Genomic DNA, 22386 nt, shown 5'->3' with positions numbered 1-22386 from the left:
TTAAAATCGTTATTAAGTACATAGCCCTGAGCCCGGCGGATGTAGTTCAACATGGAATAATCGCTGGGTACTGCGTACCGCTCATATTCCTATTTATTGCCCTTGGTTCTTTTCTTAAAGTATCAAGCATGCTATGGATTAATAATACGGATTTACCACTACCTGCAAAACCCTGAACCCATATATTACCCGGTCTTTTAACTCTGTTATTTACAAATTCAAGTTGGTCAGTATCCAATTGGTCTTCACGAATCATCCAGTCTGTTGCCATATCGAAAAATGTTTGTTAGTTTATATCGTTGATGTTTGAAGCAAGATTTGCGGCATTATACCCTTTCTCAATCTGACGATTGGGTTTGGCATTCGCCACTTCATTTGCAAAACTGTGTTTCCCCATTTCACTTGCACACGATATTAACCAGCTATATTCATTCTTTTGCAAATTCCCCGACTGATAACGTTCCTTCCATATTTCAAAAGATTTTTCAATCATTATTTTACCTTCCTCTGGTTCATTATGGTACTTTTTATATCTCCCCAATTCAAATAATGCATGTGCATAATTCCCATCCATTTTTAAAACTTCCTCCATACACTCCACATAACGTTCTTCGTCAACATATTTAAGGCTAACCCCGAGATTAAATGCTGAATACGGTTTTGGGTCATATTCATAAGCTTTTTCATAAAATTTAATGGCAAGTTCATCCTGTCCAGCTGCATTGTAATGGAGACCAATTTGATTATAATCTTTGTTCCATGGAAATTTTTCGTTTATTTCTTCCAAGGTTTCCGCAGCCTTAAATTCAGATTCTTTTTCGCAATACACATCGTACAATTTTTTTAATGCATTTTCTGATTCACCACCTTTTAGCGATGCAATTTGGTCGTTGTATCTTTTTTCGGCTTCAAGTATCATTCGTTCCTCGGTGGTTAGCTCTTTATTTGAAAATGGATTTACTGGTGTGACAATTACCTGCTGATTTCCAACAGAAGCTTTGATGTACAGAATTTTATCTGCACTAATTTCAACCGAAATATTAACTCTGTCTCCTTTATTGAAAACTCCGTTGTCGGGTGTAATTTTTACATTAAAAAGCAGTTTATTACTACTGCCAATACAAATTGGAAGTTCTAATTGTGACTGGTTTTCATTCTCTATGTACAAGTCATCAAAATGAGCAATTTCAGTTGGTATTTCTGAACTTGCAGGAATAAGCACTTTAGGTATCTCGTCTTTGGTTATTACCAATATTGGTTCACTTGTAATGGGTTTTATTATGTTCTTTTTTAAACCATTAAGTACAAGTGAATGTATGGCCGCTCCCCTCGACACCTGAATTTGAGTATCACTTGGTACTAATAAATCGGATTTTTCGAAATATTTTTTTAATGCAAATTGAATGTACGGATTTTTCGAACTGCCACCAATTAGCAATACATTATCAATATCGGCTGTTTCTAAATTTGCTTTTTCGAGAGCTGATTCAATGGGTTTGAAAATACTTATAAAATCATCCTGCCCATTTACCTCAGGGGTAAACCGAAATCCATCTTCCGAGGTAAATTTTTTCATCAATTCGTTAAATTGATAATAGGTAATTGACGGTTTTTTCAGTTTTAAGGTTTTATCTCCAACGGGTATTTCAATTTCAACATCCAAATCAATTAACAAGTCACTTTCGGCTTCCTCGGGTAAAGTATAATTGTATGAAAGAATGGAAACCCCTTTACATACCTGTATTTTTAAAATTTCGGCTGATTTTAAAAGTTTAGGTAAAATTTCTTTATTGATAACTTTTGACCGGAAATCTTTTAGCGAAACTTTATTCTGTTTAAAAAGTTGCGGCATTAAAATTTCAAATGCAATCATCCTATCTACATCGTCACCCCCTAACTTTTCAAATTTCGAAATACTCAGGTTTTTTGAATAGATTTCGTTTTTTACTGCACCTACTTCCAATATCGATATATCACATGTGCCGGCTCCAAAGTCGAATACCAATATATTTGAATTGTAATCGGGAATTTGAACGGGTTTTTTGTTTTGGGTAGATTCCCACACATAACTAATAAAAGCAGCATTGGGTTCATCAATAAGCGATTGACTGTTTATTTGCATCCCATTTTCAAACAAACAATCAATTAAATCTTTACGCTGATTAGCTTCAAACGAGGCAGGAATACTAATGGCATACTGAATCTTTTTTGACCACCCTTTTTTCTCGACGATAGCATCTATTTTAAGTTTGAGGTATTTAAAAAAAACACGGGTTGCATCTTTTGCATTCAGGATGTTCCATTCATCGCCAGTATTTAAAACGCTTTCTGAAAAGGTTGCACCAAGGTCGGCTCCCAATTCCATTTTAAACGAATACCAAACATCGCGGTTTCGTTTTAAATTAAATTTTAAGTCGGCTGCACCTGAGCCAACCAATATATTTTTATCTACACATGCGATAACCGATGGAAGGATTCCACTTTTAATTTCTGTTCCATCTGCTGCTTTTTGTGGAATCCATAGAACTTCTGTATCGATTTTTTTTGTTTCAGGAGACATGGTTGCTACTGAAACTACGGTTGTTGATGTGCCAAAATCGATTCCAACAAAAGTAAATTGTTGGTTAAAAACATTCTCCGACAATTTTGATGGAAGTAAGCGGTCGATGGTAAGGTCAATTGAGCTCATAGTATTAATGACAGTTTAGATTTAAACGATTTTAATATTCAAAATGAAATTATCTCATGATATACTTTCAACGCAAAATTATCGGTCATTCCCGATATGAAATCCAAACAACACTTCACGTATGATTCACGTTTGAGAGCATCATAAATAATCTTGTTTTTAAACTTCAACTTATCTCTCCTTTCCAAGTCAATGTTGGAATATTTTAATAGCCACTCGTAAAAGTATCTGCTGAGAACAGGAAAATTTTCTTTGCTAAGAATGATTCTGATTTTATAATCGCGATATTCAAGATACCGCATCAATGTTTTAAAAATCGCACTAATAACGACTGTTGCATAATCCTTGAATGATTCTATTCTCCAATACTTATAAATTACAGAATAGTTGAAATTTTTAATATCATTCATTAACCCAAGATAATCAGGAGATAATCTGATTCCGTTTTCAGGCGAGCTGTTTTTAAGAAGGTTGGTAATAAATCCATGAATTAATATCCCATTATTAATTTCCCTCAAATTTGATTTTGGAAAATGTTTTTCCAGAATTGAGGTAAGTTCTTTGTAATTACCGAAATTCAGAATCTTAAAAAACATGGCATCTTCAATATCCCGCCCCAAATAGGCGATCTTATCTGCAATTTTCACTACACATCCTTCCCAAGTATAAGGCTGGTATTCATTGGACTTCGAAATATCTTCAAGATCAATGTACTCGGTTCTTGGGTAAATAGCATCTTGATTAACCTCTCCGCAATGTGAAATAATTCCATCCCTGACCGCATAAGTCAAGTTTAGGTTTTGCTCGTAACCTTCAGAATCAGTAAGGGTTTCAATATGATCGACAAAAAACAAACTGTTCTTTTCGTGCCAGAAACTGTTTCCGGGAATTTCATCATTCATGATTTTTCGTATTACAGACTCTCCATGATGACCAAAAGGTGCATGACCAATATCGTGGCCAATTGCAATTGCATTAACAAGGTCGTCGTTTAAACCAAGCTGTTTGGCAATGGTTGAACTAACTGATGCCACATGATTTACATGTTCAATCCTTGTACAGATATGGTCATTTTTTGTAGCAAAAAATACCTGCGTTTTTGTTTTTAACCGCCGGTATCCGTTGGAATGTAAAATCCTTGTATAATCACGTGCAAACTCAGACCTTATATCATTTGTGCGTAGGTACAAATCTTTTTCCCTTTTGATAAGGCTCCCCCAATTTGGACTTAAATTGTTGGCTCGTTCAGTTTTAAATACTTTTTTCGTTTTCATTGTTCAGGATTCACATTTTATTCTATTTCAAATGCTTCATATTCTTCCCTGTTCATCCAAAATTCAGGGTCAACCACCAATACTTCGTCCCAACTTAAATCATAAAGTTTGCATACTATGACGTCTATTTTAGTTTCTAAATCGGTAGTACTCTTATTTTCTTTTTTAAGTTTTAATATGGATTTGGATAAAGTCTCTAATTCAGTTATTAAAAAATTACTCGGGAGAGGGAATGAAATTTGTTTTATATAATCTGCTTTAATTGCAAGATTTAAAAACTTGGTTAAAAATATGTAGTCAATTAACTTTGAGTTAATTATACTAATTAAAAAATAAACTGAATATTGATAAGTTTTTGGAACAACGAAATTCATTCCTTGAGAACCATACACGCCAATTTCATCAACTGTTGCCACAATTCGTGGTTTTAGCCGTTCATTTCTTGTGTTTTGAATAATAATTTTTGGCACTATGTCTAATTGAGATTTATCTCTTGCCCATTGTAGGGAATACCAATAGATTGCACCAGTCTTACATTCTCTCCTTTTTGAAAGTTCAAATTTGAAAGGGGAAAGATGATTTTTTGCTTGAGGATAAGCATTAATATCAGCTTTTGCTCCAAGATAAATAATCCTTCGATTAATGTTTTTAATTGTCCATTTTCCGAAGTCTCTCCCATGAAGCAATATGTGTAATAACTCTTTTTCGATATTTGAATTTTTCCATTGTTCGATTTCATCAAATATAAACACAGGATTATTCCCTGTTACAATACCTTGAAACACGTCAAAGTGAGTTTCTATATTAATGTTACTGGAATTAAATATTTTATCAAACATATCATTTGAATTATCATCCCCTGCTACACTAATTACATTTCCAAATTTTTCAAAGAAATTTGGTTCAACTTTCATTGATGATATATTTTTAAAGTCCAATGCATTTATGAGATTAATTTCTTTATTCCCATTTTTATTGATAAGTAAAATTACGGTATCGACAGTAACTTCTTCAAATATTTTGTTTCCCGTATAGCAAACTGTATGTAACCAATTATTTGATAATATCTTATTTCTAATCAATTTGTAACTAAGATTATTTAATACGATTGATGGTATAATGAATGCAAGTTTCCCTTCAGGTTTTAGCAAATTACAAATTGAATGGTCAAGAAATACACCAAAAATATCTGTGCGTTTATAAAATACTTCAAACTTTTTTCTTAATATTTCTTTGAGTTCAGAATCCATGTGTTCAACATTAAGATACGGTGGATTCGCAATCACGATATCAAATCCCGTATTTGTTCCCATTATTTCATTGTTAAGAATTTCAGGGAAATCGAGTCTCCAATCAAAATGAATAAAAGGCCTTTCTGAGTGTCTTTTAAGTATTTCTAATTTAATAATGGTTTTCTTCCAAATTTGCGTTTTTTGGTATTGTTCGGTTTGGCGATTTAGTATTTGTCCGGTAGCATTGCTTTGTACATTCTCCAATCCATTCTTTTTAACCTGCAACTGTAATTGATTAATCAGTAAATCAATTTTCAGATTACGTATTTCGAGAGAAAGTTTATCTTTTTGGTGATTTTCTGCTGCGAAAAATTCCTTTTGTTTTTGAGTAATATTTTTTAAAAGTTTTTGTTTTGTTTTCTCCGTTTCATCTCCAAAAAGATTTCCCTGAGTAGCTTTTTCTTTTATTTCCCAATCTATATCAATAACTTGATTTTCAAATTTACTTAATATCGAATCTCCCACTACAATTTTGTAATCCAAGCTGGGCAGAGTGGTTGGTTTTTCTTCATCAATTATCAAGGAAAGCCAAAACCGCAAACGGGCAATATCAACCGCACCTTTTTCAATATCCACCCCATAAATAGAGTTCTGAATGATGTGTTTTTTTACGGTTGCAGGTTGCCAATTGTCCATTTTCCAAATGTCTTCCACCACATCGGGGCTGGCATTGTGCAACACATTTATCAACATCACCATTTCATTCAGAATCCCCATAGGGAATGCACCAGAGCCAATAGCGGGATCGCAAACTTTAATATCGTACAGAGCTTTGGCCAAAAGATGGTCGTGTTCGATAATGTCTTTGGCTTCATATTTCCGAACAAAGTTTCCAATCTGGTTTTCGAGATTGGTTTTTTCTTCCTCTGTTTTAACCAATCCTTCTTTTTCAAACGAAGTGATAAAATACTGAATCAATGATTCCTGACACATGTATTTTACAATCGGTTTTGGGGTGTAAAAAGCACCTTTATCTTTGTTGTCTTCGAGCAGGTTTTCAAAAATATGCCCCAGCATTTCAGGGTCAATTCCTATCTCGTTTTCATGTGGGTCGTTTTCGTCGATGGTAAAATTATACTCGTTAAAAAAATCAAACAAATTTTCAAAAAGTGATTTTGGAAAGGTAAGAAAGTCGGGTTCATTCCTGTCTTTTTCAAACAAACCGCCTCCTAAATATGGTATTCTGAAAGTTTGACCATCGGATAAAGTAAATACTTCTTCCGGCCTGTTATTTTGGTTTAAAGCATCAAAAAACAACGGTGCAAGTATTAACTGATAAAAAGTTTCCCTTTTCCCTGAATTCTGCCAAAGGTTGTACATAAACTGTTTTTCGCCATCCTGATAGTTTTCATCAGTAGCTCCCAGCCATCCTTTTTTCTGAACAAAATGAAGAAACACAATCCGGCCAAGCATGATTTTCACAAAATCGCGAATGGCTTTTTCTTCATTACTAAATGCAGATATCTTATAGCTGGAATTGTTCAGGTAATTTACAAAAGCGGTGTAATGTTCTTTATACTTATTAAAGAATTCTTTGCTAAGCCTTTCAACCGAGAAAGCAGTTTCCACGTCTTTTATGGTTGCTTCTTCCTTGTGCTGGCTCAGTTCCCAAAAACGGTCGCGGGCTGTGCGGCAACTTTCGTTTGCCCCCAAAACATAAGTAAACCTTTTGGTTTCGGTTTCCTTATCAACAAAATTACCCGTGGTTTCATCGTAATCGGTATCTTTTGCAGTAAATGTAAACCTGTATTCTTCAGTACCTTTTTCATAAATGGCAAGTACGCCATGATTTCGTTCCTGATCGATATACCCAGCGACAAGTTTACGCAGAGCTACACGGTTACGTGCAATATTTACATTTGGCTTAACGTGTACTTCAAACATGGCAAGGTTTTTCCCATCTTTTAACCTTACAGTTCCCACTTGTTGAAACGATTCCACCAAATTGTTGTCGGCTGGAATTGTAATTGGGTTTCGCAGGTATGAAACATTGGGGAAAGTAAAATCAACCACCTTTTTCCAATTGTCGAATTGATAAGGCTGATTTAGTAAGGTACGAAGATCTTCTTTGTTCATGATTGTTGAGGATATGAATAGGATTCGGAAATTATGATTTCAGGTTTTAGTTTTTCGAAAGAACGGACGGTAACAGTTGGCCGGTTATCAGGATTATCATCGGTTTCCAAAGGATATTTACCGAGAATCTTTAAAATAGCATCTACCAACTCTACTGCGTTAAGCGGTGTTTTTTTTACATTCTTTTTAAGGGCATTTACTTCGCGTTGAAGTTTTTGAAATTTACCCAGTTTTATGGCTTGTTTTGCTGCTTTAATCAAATCTATTTCTTGGCCAGATAAAAATGGAAATTTTAGGAATCCATCGAGGTATGACAATGCTTTTTTCTCGTTTGGCCCCTGAGTTGTATCCACCACCATTTGACTTGCTGCTTCTACCTGAAGTTTCTTTTCGAAATCGGTAATTGCAACCTGCACATGTTCATGATGATTTTCGTGTAAAGGGATACCTTTTTCTGGTGGATCGGCCCTAAATTCTTTGGCGGTTTCCACGAAAGTCAATTCTTCCAGATCACCATTGTCGCGAATCCAGTTAAAGGCATCACGCCGTTCATTTCGGATAAAACAAATGGTTGTGTCCTTTTTCATCCGATCTTTTCGACCAACTCTTGCCCGAAGCGGCATGTTTCTGATTTTTCGGAATTTTTCAGGATTTTCATCTTTAAATTTCCGAAGCTCCATAAGCAACACCAGCTTTTCATCTTTTTCTTCGCTAACGGTTTTATCAAATAAACCGAATGTTCCAATTTCTTCAACAGTAGAATATATCTGACTGTCTTCGCCCAATGCCGAATGAAAAGCCTGCAACTTCATAACAGCTTTTTTCTCCAAATCTATATCCTTGTTAACCTTTGCTGTTGGGAAGAAATTATAAATATAAATGTTCGGAGCTGATGAACCAATACGATTGATACGACCAATGCGCTGCATTAAACGAGTTGAGTTCCAAGGTGTATCGTAGTTCACAATTACATTTGAACGGTGAAGGTTTACTCCTTCAGCTAATACTTCGGTTGAAATAATAATGTTAAAATCAGAACGATACTGGTCACGCGGAATATTGGCATCAAAATTTTCACGGATTACAGGAACCAGTTTATTTCGGTTCGATGCATTAACTTCCATTACTTTTGTAAATCCATGTTTTTTCAAATTATCAAGTAAGTATCCGGTAGTTTCTTTTGATTCAGAAAATATAACAAGTTTTTGTTGCGGGTTTATTCTTTTATTTAAAATCTCCCCATTGAGGTGATTTAAAAACTCATCCAGTTTGGGATCTTCAGTAACTAATTCCCATCGTAAAACCAATGTTTCCAAAATCGACAAATCTTTTTCCAGACCTTCGTAGAATCCGGGTAAAAAATCTTCAGGTGTGCAAACTTCAATAGTAGGATCTGTTTCCCGGAGCATATTAATCAATTCGATTAACTCATCTTCGCGATCTTCGATAATAAACTGGGAAACTTTCAAATTTGGAGCAATGTAAATTATTTTGTTATCGAACATTTTCATCATGGCTTTTGTGGCCAAATAGAATCGATTCAATGATTGTTTAAAAGCGTAAAAGCTACTATCGATGCGTTTTACCAATAAAACTTTCATGATATGTGCCAGCTGAGTTGCAGCTAAATCAGCGTTTTTGTATTTCTTCTTTTTCTCAGGAATCAGATATTTTATAGCCTGATATCTGTTATAGGTTAATCCTTTTCTTTCATCACCAATATAAAACATGGTTTCGTCATACAACTGATCTAATTTTTCATCCAGTTGGTAAAGAATTTTAAACGGTGGATTTATAACAGGGAAAATAACACTCTGTTCTTCCAAATCCACAGAATACTGTTCATGATCCATAAGGTCGGTACGCGTTCTGCGAACCGTTAACGGAGCAATCACTTTTTCCCTTATATCTGCATATATGTGTTTAATGCTGTTTTGAACTTCTGAAATACTGAATTTACCCGATTTTAATCTATTATAGGCATCAATCCGAATCCTGAAAAAGTGTTGAAGATTTGAAATTGAAAGAGTAGAATCCTTTGAGTCCATAAATAAATACACTTGATTGGCAATATCTTCAGGACGGTTATTTAATGGAGTTGCAGACAAAAGCATTACTTTTTTTTCTGCCTTGGTTCCATCTTTTAGCATGTGCCGGGTTTTTGTCTTACAAATCTTTTGTAACTCGTTATACATCTCGGCAGTATCGTTTCTGAATTTATGTGCTTCATCAACTATTACAATGTCGTACTTTTCAGGATTGGTTATTTTCGGAAGACTTCCGTTGGTAATAATTCTATAATTCTGCAAGCCAAACTGTTCCAAAGTTTCAACCCAACCTTCTTTTAATGCAGGTGGAATAACAACTAAGGTATTTGTGATATGCGAAGGAAAATCATTGGTATAAAAGAACCTTTTTGCAATTAATGTTGCTACCACCGTTTTCCCCAATCCAACTACATCGGAAAGGAAAAAACCATTGTGCTTCGTTAATAGCTTGAATCCTTCATTTACTGCATCGACCTGATATGATAATCGTTTAAAACCCTTGGGTAAATCAGAGATTGAATTGGGGTCAAACTCTACGCTTTTCCCAAAATACTCTATCAGAAATTTCATATAAACTTCGTAGGGTGTAAAGTTGTCATTCAGATAAGTTTCCTTTTTAACCTTTTCAATTTCTGTTGGCAAAATAATAATTCCCTCATTCCAAAGGGTTTCAAATTCGCTGGTAGCAAACTTTATGTCTTCGTAATTGTGCAGTATTACATTGAATTCATAATTGGAAATTTCACCGGAACCTAATCCCGCATCAGTAAGGTTTGACGAACCTGTAATTACATATCCTTCGTTGTGTTCGTTCCAGTTTTCAGGTCGGAAAATGTAAATCTTCGCATGAAGTTTTCGGCTGGGATGAGCTTTGATTTCAATTTTCTTTTCAGCAATATCTTTTATGAACTGTAAAATACCCTGTTCAACTTCATTTTTATATTCGGCAGTTTGGATATCTTCCTGAACTTCTTTTAAAAATTCCTGAATAGTCTGGGTTGCATCGCCCTGAAATAATAATCCCTTTGAATGATATTTGGCAATTAGTTTATCAACATCAATACCAACCAATATTCGAATTTTTGGTACATTGTTTAGATAGGGTCGTATAGCAAAATATCCGGATGCCCTAAAATAACCAACCAAAGCATCGAAAAACTCAATATCCTTGTGGTTTTCAAATATTCCTTTAAATTTTTGAAGTAAAGTATTATGGCCGTTATTGGTAAAAAAGTTGGTTGACATGTTTAGAAAACGAATTTTGTAAATGAAACGGCAATTTAGCAAAATTTGATAAGTAAATCTGTTGAACAAATGAATTATGATACGGGATTACATTGAATTAAATGGTGATACTTATTGTCGGGTTTTAGATAGCTAGAATTACTGGATGTATTTTTTATTTGACACAGCTAAAATTTCTGCTGGCCCCTATGGAAACGAAAAAATATTAATTGGCAACTAGGCTTCACTTAGTCCTTGAATATTGACCTTTTCGTGAAATCCACTCACATTTTACGACAAAATAGAAAATTTAAAAATAAACGATTGCCAATTAAAATTTTGAAACGCCGGGATCAAAATAGATCTGGGCTTGCGCAATTCTAAAGTGCATAAAAAAAGGTGCCATTAAAGACACCTTTATTTTGAGAATATTAATAACAGGTCATCACCAGTTTAATTATAAATATCTGACAACTCAAAAATTTACAATATTTCATCACAATAAAATCGTTGTTTAATAACTAAGAAATCAGGTTAACTATTTTGTCGGGATGGTTGGTGTAATAGTCAATACCTTTAAGAAAATCGGTTTTACTTTTCAAATGAATTAATTCATTGAAATATTTAATTCTTGCCAATGTACTTGTATGTATGGATCTTTCTGTTTCGGTCAGGGTCTCTTTCCGTTCCAACTTATCCATAGTGTCAAACCGATTTTTGCGTTCCGCCAACAGGAAATCGATTGAGGAAAAATTGAATGGGAAATAGTAATTCAGGTTATATTGATCTTCTATAAACTTTAGTTGCAGGTTGAGTGGTTCGGTGTTTTTATCTTGGTTATCCAATTCGGATATTCTTTGTTTTATTTTACCGTAATCAAATACCAATTGTTCTAAGCTGGAACAAATTCTTGAGTTAACTAAATCTGATATCGCATCAATAGATAAATTCATTTTATGATAGATGGTTTGTTTATTTTTAAATTGAAATTGCTTTTTCTGTTTAATTCATCGCCAACATAATTCGCTTTATCTTTGTGATCGTATTTACATGGATTCCTGTAATACGAGATACTTCAACATTTTTATAACCTCTTTTTAAAAGTTCTGTCGCTTTTTTGTTTTTGGGTTTTGAAAGAAATCTTAACGGGTCTTCGTTTGAACCTTTCTGTCTTCCTGTATAACGATTTTGTAATTTTGCTATTTCAATCCCTTCTCTTTGCCGCTCTAGGATCAACTTTTTCTCTATTTCGCTGACCACCCCAAGGATTGAAATGACCATTTTTGCCACGGGATTTTCTTCACCTTTTTCATCAAGTGTTGAAAGTCCTTGTGAAATAAAATGAACAGGGATCTTTCTTTTGGATGTAAAATGAAGAAAGTTAATAATATCGCGTAAATCTCTGCCGCACCGGTCGATTTGCCAAAAACTGATTGATTTCACCAAATCTTTTTCTATCAACTTTAAAAGTTCTGTTCCACCGGGTCTTTCAAACATTGGAATTGAACCGGAACATTTATCCTCTATTACTTTGTCATAATCTTTTTCATTTACCCGTTGCCGATCTGTTCGTTGGTCAATCGAGGAAATGCGGACGTACAAAATTGAAATTTTCATATTTTTAGCATGGTATATGTTCTATGCTAAAATACGAATAAAACACCTGAAAGCCGCATGAATTCTATGGTTTTTAGCTATTGTGAGAGTCACAAAAAAAGGTGTACGCTATTATTGTGAGTAAACTATAATTAATTTGATTATTGGAATAGGTCTTTTGTAATTTTCTGAAAATTTTGTATATGCTTGAATAGTTCAAAGTATAGCTAAAAGATTTGTTATCGATGATCTACATTGATTCTCATATTCTTGGATCATGTATGAATGTTGGCTATCCATATTAGGAAAAAGTGATTCGGTGTTTATAATTTCACTCAGTCTGTTTATTACCAATATTTCAAGTCGATTAACATTTAGGACTAAATCTCCTATTGAATTTTTAAAGAATAATTTATTGGTCGGATTAGATGAATGATAAGAAATCTCCATCTTTAGTTTTGGCAAATAGTTATGTGTCATGCCATGGCGATAAACTTTTATAAGAACAGTTAATTCTGCTTGGTCAATAAATGTTGATGGGTAAGCAAAAAATTCTTTGAAATTTTTAGTGGTATTAATATAGTCAGTTCCAGTCCTTGTTAAATAGCCAAGAACATCAATCGTGGCAAATAAGGTGGCTGTGTTGGGTATAGTCGAACGAGGAACAACTGCGGATCCAATCATAAATTCAAATGAGTATGGATATTTTGTCGTTTGTATCAGATTGGTAGAGGATGTTTTTTTGATGAAAAAGTTTCTACATCCTTTATTTTTTGATCTATTTTGAATTTTTCTTTCTATTTCTTCAGCAATCTTAGCATTTTGATGAAATAATTCAAGGTCTCCTAAGAGATACTTTTCGAGATATATTAAATAGCGATAAACATCTGTTGATTGGTATGCCATATTACATTATTTTAAAATACAAAATTAAATGAATTATTCTTTCCTTAATAGTCACACATTTGAATAACAGATTTAATACTGCGAATTGTAGTTTTTCAAGAGTTTTTGTCATGGTTAAATCTTCTATTATAAATCAAGATTAAAAGGAAAATATTTCTAATAGGTAATATCAAGGAACAAATCAACAATGCCAATTATTGGGAACTTTTTTAAAGACAATTACTTATTTCATTTCCAATTTTATTAAAAGCATCTTGAATTGATTTACGATCCTTTTCAATAAAGTCTTTCGAGTTCTTTTCATTATAAGACATATTTCTATATTCAAAGGCCATTATTTTAAACCCAAAGCTTTTTTTGTCGATTAAAGAGGTGAATAGATTAGAAGATATTAACCTTCTATGTTTAACGGTATTTACATAGGCATTTAAATATTGAAAGCTTGATAGATTTATAAGATTTTCAATTTCTGCTTTTAATGGAGAAAATTCAGGAAGGTCTTTAAGTTTTTCTAAAATGTACCTCAAGCTGATTCTATCTTCATCTACGGGAATAAAACTATCTTCAGAAAGGCTGTAATATATTATATGTGCCAAAATATCTGCCATAGAATGCAGAGTTTGAGCAAAAGCAATCAAATTAGCCTCTGCTGTAAAAAGATCAATATTATTCTTTTGAACAAGTTCATTCGAACCAAAATTCAATGCAATTTTCAATAATCTCTCATTTTTACTGCCAGTTTGTCTTCTCAATAATCTCTTTATTATTTTGCCATGTTCATCTGCATGATAATTTGCAATTAATAATTTCCAACTAAATGATGACATTGCAGGTTCAAAAAGTTGGACTTGTTTTTCACCGTATCTGTTATTTACCTTATCTCGTAATTCGCTGGGTTTCCATGTCATAATCAATGATTTTATGGACTTAAAAGAATATTTTAAAGTTACAAAAGGATTTAATAACGTGATTCAAGTTGATGGTGAATTGTTTTCCTAATTTTGGCTTAATTGTGAAGTAGTAAAAAACTATAATATCCGATTTGAAAAATGAAAATTCCAAAATTCAATAGTGAATTTGTCTCTATTATAGATATACATCATTTAGCCTTAGGTGCGGTAATTTCCACTTTTTTACATAAAGAGGGTACGTTCTTGAACATCTTTGAGCTGGGGACTGCTACGGCAAAAATATCTGATATTTCTGAGGACACCGTGGATGAACATGCTATCTCAAGGACGAACTTAACAGCAATGAATGTAAAGATTCACAATTCAATTAAAAGGTTAAAAGGGAATCCAACGGTAATATTAGGTGGGCTATCAGAAGAACAAAAAAGTTATTTGACATTTTTGGATGACTATCCATGTATTGAAATTGATACAGTTGAGAGTGTTGAATTATATTTATCAGGTTTCTCATACGATAAGGACAAAGTTATTTCTGTTAAATCTGGTGAAGTTCTTTTTGGTTTATACGATGCATTAATGTCAAATTCAATTTTGAGAATCGATGAAAATGCAGAACCATTAAATATAAGTTTAGGTGACTCAGAGGGTTTGATTGTTATTGAGGACACGGATACCATCTCATCGGTCATTGCGACAAATTACGCAGTCTCAATTAACGCTTCAGTTCGTTATGTTGCTGCTCTTGAGGAAGAAATACCCAATAAAATATTATATCTCATTGAAGAATGGAAAAAAGGAAATGCCGATAGTTATAAAGAGTTGGAAGCAATTATATATCCTAGATTAGAAGGAATCAACTTCTCCAACTTTAAATTTGGTACTTTTTTTACTGAGGGAGTACCTTATTCTTTATTCTTGAAAAATATTATTCCATTTACTTATGTACATCTTCACTTACATGTTGATCTCTTTATTTTTAATAATATTTATAAGGAGCATCAAGATAGTACTGGATCTTCAGTAATTTTTTCTCCATTAGAATTTGGATACAATGAGGAAACTAGTTTTGTTGTTGAGCAATTTGATAAAGCTAACTTCCATGTAACTAGCCTAATTGGGAAAAATGCAAGCGCATATAATCTTCATAAGTTCATTCAAGATTATCCTTTTGATTTACTTCATATATGTAGTCATGGTGGTGAAGTCCCGGGTTACATAGTAACAAGAAAATTTAATGACAGAGATGGGATACAGCATACAATTGAATTTGATGAAGTTATAAGTTTATCTCCAAGTGACAGGTTTAATGATGAAAATGAAAGATTGATAGAGGTGACCAGTAAGCAAATTTGGAAGAAATTTGATAACATGGTTTGGAAAAGTAAGGAATTAAAAGATAAGAATTACCCTGATTATGTATTTGCCGATATGTTAAATGAGGTTCACAAACAAGGTCATTCCGGTAAAAAGTACAATGAAATACCTAAAGGAAATATTCCATATTCATGTTCAATTAAATGTTACGGAGATGGAAAATTTATTTCTACTTATCAAGCAATGTTTAATAGGATAGCTTCTTCATACGTCACACCAATAATTTTTAATAACACTTGCTTTTCTTGGGCTGAGATATCAAGATCTTTTATAGAGAGCGGTGCTGGAACAATTATTGGGACACTTTGGAGCATAAATAATGAAACTGCCAAAGACTCAGCTATTGAATTTTATAAAAATATATTTAATAGTACAATATTAAACAGCTTATCCAAGTCTTTTGAAGTTAGTAAGGGAACAAAGGATGAAAATATATACATAATGTGGGGGCTTCATTTTACAACCTTGAGGACAGCGAAGAATATTCACGTTAGTCGAGGTAATATTTTAAGAATTTTGCAAAACTCAATAGGTGGTTGGAAACAGAAATTACTAACAACAACTAATTCCAGAATTAAAACGGATGCTGAAGGAATAATTAAGTGGTTAATGAAGCAGAGTTTTTTATTACTTTTCAGGCAGCAGTAATCAGGATTCTTGAATCTAGAATTCGTCTTATTTATTTGATAATAAAACTTAAATAAAATATTTCGCACTAAATTAATCGGCAAAACCATTAAACTAAATTGACAAACACACTCGTACATCTATGTATTTACGCTTAAATTCAGCCAGTTAAGTTTGGCACTCTTAAATACTAGCGGTATTTTTGATCTCGAAATCAAATTAAATCCACATGGAAAAATACATTCCAAAAAACGATAGTGACGATTTAAATCCGAGGTATTTGTTTCAATTAATTGCCACAGATTTACTAGTGGCAATTGTAAAGAAGCAAATCGATACTACTGACCTTGCCAACAGAGAATTGGCAAATCGGGGGTTGGATGAAAATGGGAAATGGGTTGGTTTCAAGGTTTAGGTTTCTTGCCACAATGGAATGAAAATACTAAAGTTCATATTCGTTTTATTAGCCATCTCATTAATTACATTCTTCACCCATTTTAATAACACTAAACGGGTAAATCCTGTTGTTGCCAATTATTATTCCACCCTGAAGGAGTCATTGAAAGAAAAGGGTTATTCGAACAATCTTTTGGTTATTAGCACAAAACGGTCAAAATGGGAGAATATCTTTTTTGAAAACTTTTCCGCTGCTGCTCATGATAGTCGCCACCTAACCAATGATGCAATGGACTTTCTTGTTGGAGATATTAATAATGACAATTTTATTGACGGGAAAGATGTTGCTATCATTTATCAAGTTTTAAATGATGAAATAATCCTGAATCAAGGTGGAATTGGTACATATAAGAAACAAGGGTTTCTTACCAAACAAATGGTGCATTTAGATTGCAGAGTTGAAAAAAAACGTTGGAATTATTAATGAAGATGAAAAAACTTACAATACTTGACCTTGACAACACCCTCATTTATGGAACAACCATAAAACGTAACCTGTCAGCGAAAATCCTTTTTCATTTCTCCAAGTATCTAACAATTTATGAAAGACCTCACGCCAGAGAATTTGTCAAAAGGTGTCATACAATCGGTGACGTGGTTGTTTTTACGACCGCAGAACGTGAGTATGCAACTAAAATTTGTGAACATTTGGAAATCAATCCGGTTGAGTTATTTACGCGCGAAGATTGTTTATTTTTAAATGGGTCTTATGTGAAATCTGTTCCTGAATATTATTTTGATGCTTATGATTCTATCACCATTATTGATGATATTCCCGAAATTTGGGATAAAAAATCACATCAAAAATGTCGGATAATAGGGGTGAAAGCGTTTACAGGTGAAGTGGTTGATGATGAATTGAGGAAGCTCGAAATTCGGGTTTGATTTCTTCAAGATTCTTATGTCATTTCCGAATTATTAGTCATCTGGTGGACAGAGTCCAAGAATTCTTTCACTTTCTTTCACTTTTAGTAAAAATAGTTTCCAAACCAACCCTCTTGTACTTGTTTCATCGCTAAACCATGTGTCGGGAGTAACCAAATCATGTGGATCAGTTTCTTTGAGTTCATCTATTAAGGGTTGGTATTCAGGTTTAACCACCTGTTGAATTTCGTCCAAGTAGGTTTCATATTTTCGGATGAATATTATTGAGTCCATAATTCAAAAAAGTTTTGTATTACAAAGTGAGTCGAATTTTTTTGTTTCATGAGAAATATACAAACGTTCAAGGTTGAACTGAGCGATAGGATTTGTTCGGGCAAGTTCTCGGTAGTCTTGGATTAAATTGTCATACAGAACATTTAAAGGGTGATTAATGTATCTTGAAACGATTTCAGCAAACCAATAATTTGATTCATCAATTTCACTTGGCTCTATGTCGTAAAAATCATAGTAGATGGCTTCATCAATTTCGGAAATAAACATACCTGAATAGAACCCTTCTAAATCATAGTCATATACAAATTGATCGGCATTACACCAAATAAAGACGTTATCTTTCTTTTCCTTCAAAACATCTACCATTGAATAATCAATAATAAAACCATTTGTCGTTCCAAATTGCTGCATAGTTAAGAGGCCACCCGGGCTGCCATGTCCCAACATAATAACTCTGTCGTGTTCTTTTATTACTTCACGTAATTCGGTTTTCGAAATACCACCTGTTATTACGGTTTTGTTTTTTAAAGGTGCATAAATTGGCTTCAGAAAATCGGTTGAAGAATCGCGTGGATGAATAATCAAATTGTTCATGAGCATAAAATTAACGCTACTTATTAAATTGCGCGCTAGATCTTGGTCGCTTTTTTTTCGAGGCAATGTTTATTGGCAAATTAATTGTTAATATCCCCAGAAGTCCCGTAAAGTCTGTACCCTAACCACATCCTCTGAAGTAAAATGTGACTCGGATTCTCAAATAATAATTGGCAAAAACCACTAAACCTAAACTGACATCTGGTGAGGTGGAATATTAAATTTAGTTTGCACCGGAAAAGCACCATGTTCACGGTGCCAATCCATAACCGTTAAGTGCAGTTACCCTCGTTCGTTTTCAGTTTTTTGTTAAACCGGTAGTCTCAAAAGAACAGCGCCAAAATTCTTCCGGTGTATAGCTAAGATAGTGATTTATTGTGGATTGGCCAAGATAAAACTGATGTATTTTGCTGTAATATAGTTGTTTACGGTGCTCATTTTGCAGGTTAAGTTGTAGGGGGATATCGGTTGAGTTTGTTTAGAAATAAATATACTGACTCCCTCTCCCCGGTATAAGTGGGTGGGTGTCTGTCCGTACCCATCCCCCCTCTGCTGGAAAAAACCTTTCATAACAAAAAAGGGGGGTACAGTCCTATTTCTCAAACGGGGATCATTTTTGGATGAAAATCTAAGAAATCAGAGAAATGTCAAAATTTGAAAAATATTTTGAAAATTTTTTGGTGGAAATATGGGTTGTGTATTTATCGGATATTAAGTTCACATCAGATTGATAGGTGAACCTTTTTTCTCTTTGAACGTACTTAAATTGATGAATTTACGCATAAGTAAAATAGGAAAAAACAAATGGCTATGTAGGTTGTATAAGGCATGGCGGGATTGGCTGCGATTCGGTAATCGAATCATCTACTCATCATCTAATCAGTCGGACAGGATTTCAAAGCAAAATCTGCCACAATCTCATAATAAGACCCTCACGTTTTAGTTCAAATAGTTCCCATCTTGAACTTATAATCTTCTGACCCATCATCGGAAGTTCTTTAAATAATCAATCCAATTCCATTTAAAAATAAACAAAGACACAACCTTCAATAAAACACCAAAATATAAATCTTGAAACTTTATAGAATCGATAGATAAATCTTGAAGACATCCCCAAAATTTGGGATTCTAAATCACATGAAAAATGTCGGGTTGGGGTGATGTGTTTTATCGGTTGTGTTGGTTATCAAAATTGGATTCTTACTTAACCTTTGAAGAAAATACTTTGGAAGGTTTAAATGAAGGGATATTATGTGCTGGAATAATAATTGATGTGTTTTTTGAAATGTTCCTTGCAGTTTTTTCTGCTCTTTTCTTCACAATAAAACTACCAAAACCTCTTAGGTAAACATTTTTACCATCAACTAATGAATCTTTTACGGTTTCCATAAAGCCTTCTACTGATTTTAGTACTGTTGTTTTATCAATCCCAGTTTGATTGGAAATCTCATTTACAATATCTGCTTTTGTCATGGTAGTATTTTTATTAGGATATTTCAATTCAGGATTGCTCAAAAGTATTAAAAAATTGACAGATTTGAATATTGAAGATTCTCAAGATTACTATTTCTTTATGAAACCGCTCAACTAAACCTGTTTTATCCGCCAAAATTACAATCTATGTTTGTTTAAAAATAAACACCACATAATCGGTTCTATTCGCGTCTTTATTAATACATCTTGGCAGAATCTTGGCAGAAAAAAAGGGGTCACGATTTTTTATTTCGTAACTCCTTGATTATCAGGTGGAGAATATCGGAATCGAACCGATGACCTTTTGACTGCCAGTCAAACGCTCTAGCCAACTGAGCTAATCCCCCAAAATATCATTTTTTTTATTCACTTTCCCTGGCATTAGCGAAGTTGCCTGTCCCGATTATTCGGGAAGCTAATGTCCCAAAAGCGGGGCAAATATAAAAATTTTTTAAGACCAAAAGCAAACTCTGGTAAAGTTTTTGTTGCTTCAAATAATGTAACTTGAAGTTCTGAGAAACAATTAAAGACCATGAACAGTGTTCATAGCAGGAATTTATCCGGCATAATGAAAAACCAAAAAAAATTGATTTGCAAGTGACAATTATTTTTTATCTTTAGCCCTCTTTAATGTGGGAAAGAAATTATAAAAGAAACTAATAAAAAAAAGTACTATGGAAGTTAAAAAATCACCAAAAGCAGACCTTGAAAGCAAAAGGAATGTGTTCCTGATGTTAGGATTGGTAATTGCGCTGGGAGCAATCCTTGCTGCTTTTGAGTACAAAGCTGCTCCAACAAAAACAGAATCGTTGGGTCAGGTTCAAATGCAGGAAGTAGAAGAAGAGATTATTCCAATTACCCGTGAGCAGGAAGTACAGCCACCTCCACCTCCTCCACCACCGCAAGTTGTTGAAGTTCTGAACATTGTGGACGATGATGTGGAAATTGAAGACGAACTGTTCATTGAAGATTCGGATGTTACGGATGACATGGTAATTGATGTAGCTCCGGTAATTTCTACGCAGGAAGAAGAAGAGGAAGAAGACACCCAGGTTTTCTTTATTGTTGAAGACATGCCTGAATTTCCGGGAGGAGAACTGGCTCTGCGACAATACATTGCAAACGCCATCAAATATCCGGTAATTGCTCAGGAAAACGGAATCCAGGGACGTGTTTACGTTACATTTGTTGTAAATACTGACGGTTCCATTGCCGATGCACGAATTGCCAGGGGCGTTGACCCTTCACTTGACAAAGAAGCGTTGCGCGTGGTTAACACACTTCCTAAATGGAAACCCGGGAAACAACGTGGAAAACCGGTGCGTGTATCATACACTGTGCCAATTAATTTTGTATTACAGTAAAAAAAAGAAAAATATATAATTGCTCCTGGTCCCGGTTTGGGGCCAGGAGTTTTTTATGGAATTAAATTAAACTTCAGAGAGTTGAGGATTTTCGAAATAAAAGGAAATAATTTATATGATTGAAACTGCTCCGCAAACCGAAAAAGCTGTTCTTGTTGGGTTAATTTATAATAACCAGGAAGAAAAACAGGCAATGGAATACCTGGATGAGTTGGAATTCCTGGCCGATACAGCCGGCGCACAGGTATTAAAAAAATTCACCCAGAAGCTGAATGTCCCCAATGTTTCCACATTTGTTGGTCCCGGCAAACTTGAAGAAATAGGCAATTACATTAAAGTAATGGAAGCCGATACAGTAATATTTGATGATGAACTCACCCCTACCCAATTAAGAAATATTGAACGGAAACTTGAATGTAAAGTGCTCGACCGGACCAACCTCATCCTCGATATTTTTGCCCGGCGTGCCAAAACTGCTCACGCCAAAACACAGGTAGAGCTCGCACAGTATCAATATCTTCTTCCAAGGCTTACACGAATGTGGACTCACCTCGAACGCCAGCGCGGTGGTATAGGTCTGCGTGGCCCGGGTGAAACGCAAATTGAAACCGACCGCCGGATTATACTCGATAAAATTGCACGCTTGAAAGAACAACTCATAAAAATTGACAAACAAAAAGCCACCCAACGAAAAAACCGCGGAAAACTGGTACGGATTGCTTTGGTTGGATATACCAACGTGGGCAAATCAACGCTCATGAATCTACTTTCTAAATCGGATGTGTTTGCTGAAAACAAACTCTTTGCAACCCTCGACACCACAGTCAGAAAAGTAGTTGTGGTAAACCTTCCTTTTTTAATGGCTGATACGGTTGGATTTATCCGAAAATTACCTCACGATTTGGTTGAATCGTTCAAATCCACTTTAGACGAGGTGCGTGAAGCCGATATTTTGGTACATGTGGTTGATATTTCACATCCGGGATTTGAAGAGCAAATTGAAACCGTAAACAATACGTTAAAAGAAATTGACTCGGGAGTTAAACCCAATATCTTCGTTTTCAACAAAATTGATGCATTTACTCATGTTCATAAAGATGAAGATGATCTTTCCCTCAAAACAAGGGAGAACTTCACGTTAGATGAATGGAAAAACTCCTGGATGGCGAAAAATAATCTACCGGCTGTTTTCATTTCTGCCACCCAAAAAGAAAACATCGATGAATTGAAGAAAATCTTGTACGATGAGGTAAAAGTAATTCATTCCCAGCGCTTCCCGTTTAACGATTATCTTTATGACATTACCTGGGATGAAGAAGAATAG

The 22386-nt window shown here is 34.3% G+C and carries 18 protein-coding genes and 1 tRNA gene; 6 read left to right on the top strand and 13 right to left on the bottom strand.

All coding sequences use genetic code 11. The features are described 5' to 3' along the window. Positions 1-46: 46 nt before the first annotated feature. From ACESMA_RS05765 to ACESMA_RS05725, 9 genes are all read right to left on the bottom strand, one after another. A complete protein-coding gene (locus ACESMA_RS05765; RefSeq protein WP_372947825.1) occupies positions 47-271 on the bottom strand; it encodes a hypothetical protein in 225 nt (74 codons plus the stop codon). A 15-nt stretch (positions 272-286) separates the two neighbouring features. Further along, on the bottom strand, positions 287-2689 hold the full coding sequence (locus tag ACESMA_RS05760) for an Hsp70 family protein (protein ID WP_372947824.1): 2403 nt from the start codon (positions 2687-2689) through the stop codon (positions 287-289). A gap of 38 nt (positions 2690-2727) precedes the next feature. Further along, positions 2728-3963, bottom strand: coding sequence for a deoxyguanosinetriphosphate triphosphohydrolase family protein (locus tag ACESMA_RS05755; RefSeq protein ID WP_372947823.1), 1236 nt, complete (start codon positions 3961-3963; stop codon positions 2728-2730). A gap of 17 nt (positions 3964-3980) precedes the next feature. Further along, positions 3981-7178, bottom strand: coding sequence for an Eco57I restriction-modification methylase domain-containing protein (locus ACESMA_RS05750; RefSeq protein ID WP_372947822.1), 3198 nt, complete (start codon positions 7176-7178; stop codon positions 3981-3983). Positions 7179-7327: 149 nt separating this feature from the next. Next, positions 7328-10624: a helicase-related protein gene (locus tag ACESMA_RS05745; protein ID WP_372947821.1), complete on the bottom strand. Its 3297-nt coding sequence runs from the start codon at positions 10622-10624 to the stop codon at positions 7328-7330. Positions 10625-11124: 500 nt separating this feature from the next. After that, a complete protein-coding gene (locus ACESMA_RS05740) occupies positions 11125-11556 on the bottom strand; it encodes a hypothetical protein (RefSeq protein ID WP_372947820.1) in 432 nt (143 codons plus the stop codon). Positions 11557-11605: 49 nt separating this feature from the next. Then, the gene (locus ACESMA_RS05735) at positions 11606-12220 is read right to left on the bottom strand and encodes a recombinase family protein (protein WP_372947819.1); all 615 of its coding nucleotides are present in this window, start codon (positions 12218-12220) and stop codon (positions 11606-11608) included. Between the two features lie 195 nt (positions 12221-12415). Further along, entirely contained in the window at positions 12416-13105 is a 690-nt protein-coding gene (locus ACESMA_RS05730; protein WP_372947818.1) for a hypothetical protein, read from the bottom strand. A 209-nt stretch (positions 13106-13314) separates the two neighbouring features. Then, positions 13315-14013, bottom strand: coding sequence for a hypothetical protein (locus ACESMA_RS05725; protein ID WP_372947817.1), 699 nt, complete (start codon positions 14011-14013; stop codon positions 13315-13317). Positions 14014-14154: 141 nt separating this feature from the next. Here ACESMA_RS05725 and ACESMA_RS05720 point away from each other — a divergent pair, with 141 nt between their 5' ends. From ACESMA_RS05720 to ACESMA_RS05705, 4 genes are all read left to right on the top strand, one after another. Then, on the top strand, positions 14155-16038 hold the full coding sequence (locus tag ACESMA_RS05720) for a hypothetical protein (protein WP_372947816.1): 1884 nt from the start codon (positions 14155-14157) through the stop codon (positions 16036-16038). Positions 16039-16246: 208 nt separating this feature from the next. Then, positions 16247-16432 carry a hypothetical protein gene (locus ACESMA_RS05715; protein ID WP_372947815.1) on the top strand — a complete coding sequence of 62 codons (186 nt, stop codon included), beginning with the start codon at positions 16247-16249 and terminating at the stop codon, positions 16430-16432. Positions 16433-16450: 18 nt separating this feature from the next. Then, positions 16451-16897 (top strand): hypothetical protein, encoded by a 447-nt coding sequence (locus ACESMA_RS05710; RefSeq protein WP_372947814.1) that lies wholly within the window; start codon positions 16451-16453, stop codon positions 16895-16897. Between the two features lie 5 nt (positions 16898-16902). Beyond that, positions 16903-17358: an HAD family hydrolase gene (locus ACESMA_RS05705; protein WP_372947813.1), complete on the top strand. Its 456-nt coding sequence runs from the start codon at positions 16903-16905 to the stop codon at positions 17356-17358. 33 nt (positions 17359-17391) lie between these two features. On the opposite strand, the gene ACESMA_RS05700 is transcribed toward ACESMA_RS05705, so the two are convergent. The 4 genes from ACESMA_RS05700 to ACESMA_RS05685 all read right to left on the bottom strand — a co-directional run bounded on the left by ACESMA_RS05700 (position 17392) and on the right by ACESMA_RS05685 (position 20045). After that, entirely contained in the window at positions 17392-17631 is a 240-nt protein-coding gene (locus ACESMA_RS05700; protein WP_372947812.1) for a hypothetical protein, read from the bottom strand. Positions 17632-17634: 3 nt separating this feature from the next. After that, a complete protein-coding gene (locus tag ACESMA_RS05695; protein WP_372947811.1) occupies positions 17635-18225 on the bottom strand; it encodes a hypothetical protein in 591 nt (196 codons plus the stop codon). Positions 18226-19425: 1200 nt separating this feature from the next. Next, positions 19426-19698: an HU family DNA-binding protein gene (locus ACESMA_RS05690; RefSeq protein ID WP_372947810.1), complete on the bottom strand. Its 273-nt coding sequence runs from the start codon at positions 19696-19698 to the stop codon at positions 19426-19428. Between the two features lie 273 nt (positions 19699-19971). Continuing rightward, positions 19972-20045 (bottom strand) — tRNA-Ala (locus ACESMA_RS05685). Between the two features lie 327 nt (positions 20046-20372). On the opposite strand from ACESMA_RS05685, the gene ACESMA_RS05680 reads away from it, so the two are divergent. Together ACESMA_RS05680 and hflX are read left to right on the top strand one after the other, a co-directional pair. Continuing rightward, positions 20373-21062, top strand: a complete 690-nt coding sequence (locus tag ACESMA_RS05680; protein ID WP_372947809.1) for an energy transducer TonB — start codon at positions 20373-20375, stop codon at positions 21060-21062. 115 nt (positions 21063-21177) lie between these two features. Continuing rightward, positions 21178-22386 (top strand): GTPase HflX, encoded by a 1209-nt coding sequence (hflX, locus tag ACESMA_RS05675; protein WP_372947808.1) that lies wholly within the window; start codon positions 21178-21180, stop codon positions 22384-22386.

This window comes from Mariniphaga sp. (assembly GCF_041687215.1).
Classification (GTDB): Bacteria; Bacteroidota; Bacteroidia; order Bacteroidales; family Prolixibacteraceae; genus Mariniphaga.
Note: the sequence above shows the minus strand (reverse complement) of the source record. Positions and strands in the feature narration are given on the sequence as shown.